The sequence below is a fragment of the Stutzerimonas kunmingensis genome (assembly GCF_014764705.1).
Taxonomy (GTDB): domain Bacteria; phylum Pseudomonadota; class Gammaproteobacteria; order Pseudomonadales; family Pseudomonadaceae; genus Stutzerimonas.
The window spans coordinates 1-1,409 of sequence record NZ_JACXXG010000083.1 but is presented as its reverse complement, the minus strand read 5'-3'; the positions used below and the strand labels follow the sequence as shown (position 1 = coordinate 1,409).

Here is a 1,409-nt window from a genome sequence, read left to right as displayed (position 1 = left end):
TGTAGGAGCTTCACAGGAACCTCCCGAGATCGACGTCGGCCACTCGGCGCAGACCGACGATGTCGACCTTGGCGTAGAGCGCAGTGGTTGCGGGGTGGCTGTGACCGAGAAAGTCTCCGATTTCCTTCATGCTCAGTCCGCGGGAAAGCAGGCGGGTCGCACAGGCGTGCCGCAGGGCATGCGGGCCGTGGTGCTTGATGGCCAGGTTCATCGGCCGCAGCCGCCGGCTCACGACCTGCCAGAGGGCGCTGCCGCTGACGGGCTGATACGGCGCACGCAACTGCAGGAACACCTCGCGCAGTGGTGTCTTTGGCCGCACCAGTTGGAGATACTTGGCAAGAGCGTCGGCTGCAGCACCAGTCAACGGATAACACTCAACGCGCGGGCTCTGCTTGGAGCGATGTACCCGAATGATGGCCTGCTCCCAATCGAGATCATCCAGGCACAGTCTTCGCACCTCGGCTGCCCGCAGACCATACTGTGCGAACAGCAAAACGATGGCGCGATCGCGGATCGCGCCGGATCGTTCATCCTGCATCCCGTCCAGCAGTTGACAGACCGCTTCCCAGGAAGGGCTGGCCGGCAGCGTTTCACCTTGATAGATCCGGCCGGGCCGAATGGCCGCCGCCAATCCTGGTCGGCACTGTTCGTGCTCCTCCAAGAAACGAAGGAAAGCTCGCAGGTTGTAGGCATAGGTCTGCATCGAGGATCGCGTCAGACCATCACGGCGTCCCTTCAGGGCAAGGGCCTGATCGACGGCTTCCCAATCGAGCCTACTGGGATCGCGCCCTAGCGCTGCGACCATCCGAAGAAACTCCGCGGCTCGACCGCAGCGAGTACGGATCGTCACCGGTGATAAATTGCGTTCCTCGCGCATGAAACGCGCATACGCCTCGAGCTGCCGCGCACCCGGTTGTTGGACGGAGTACGGCTGCAGTAAGCCGAGGAAGTGAAGCCAATTCCTTGCCGTCGACACGAATGCAGTTCTGGCGGCCTGGCCGTCTGTCCTACGTCGGCTGTCAGATCGGCAAGCCATCCACCGATCCGCCGCTGCGTCTATATCCTTCAGTGAAACTGCGCCCGGAAACCGCCAGCGAAAGCTCGCACCGACGCACAGCAAGTAGTCGGCGCATTTGACCAAGGTCTTACGCGCGGCCCCAAGGCCTTGCAGATGCTCCAAATAGCGAAGTCGCTCGGGAAAGAGCGGTGATGTGGTGTGACGCGCGATCGCGGCTTCGCGCTTGAATAGCCGATCGAACATGAGTGGACCCTCCTTCAGCAATGGACGGAAGACTCATGTTGCTCTCGGTTGCCTTGATGCTTCTGTGGCCTACAGATCGCGCCACCCCGCAGCCGAGGCCGTGCCGCGGACTGAAGGCCACATAAATCGCAAGGCCACACAAGATATG

At 61.7% G+C, this 1,409-nt stretch carries 1 protein-coding gene; it reads right to left on the bottom strand.

Annotated elements, in window-relative coordinates; all coding sequences use genetic code 11:
• Positions 1-10: 10 nt before the first annotated feature.
• Positions 11-1,261, bottom strand: coding sequence for a tyrosine-type recombinase/integrase (locus IEG05_RS23000; RefSeq protein ID WP_052151325.1), 1,251 nt, complete (start codon positions 1,259-1,261; stop codon positions 11-13).
• Positions 1,262-1,409: the final 148 nt, after the last annotated feature.

What these genes read in the sequence shown, in the direction of transcription:
- IEG05_RS23000 (WP_052151325.1), bottom strand. Translation starts at nt 1,261, where the DNA reads ATGTTCGATCGGCTATTCAAGCGCGAAGCCGCGATCGCGCGTCACACC.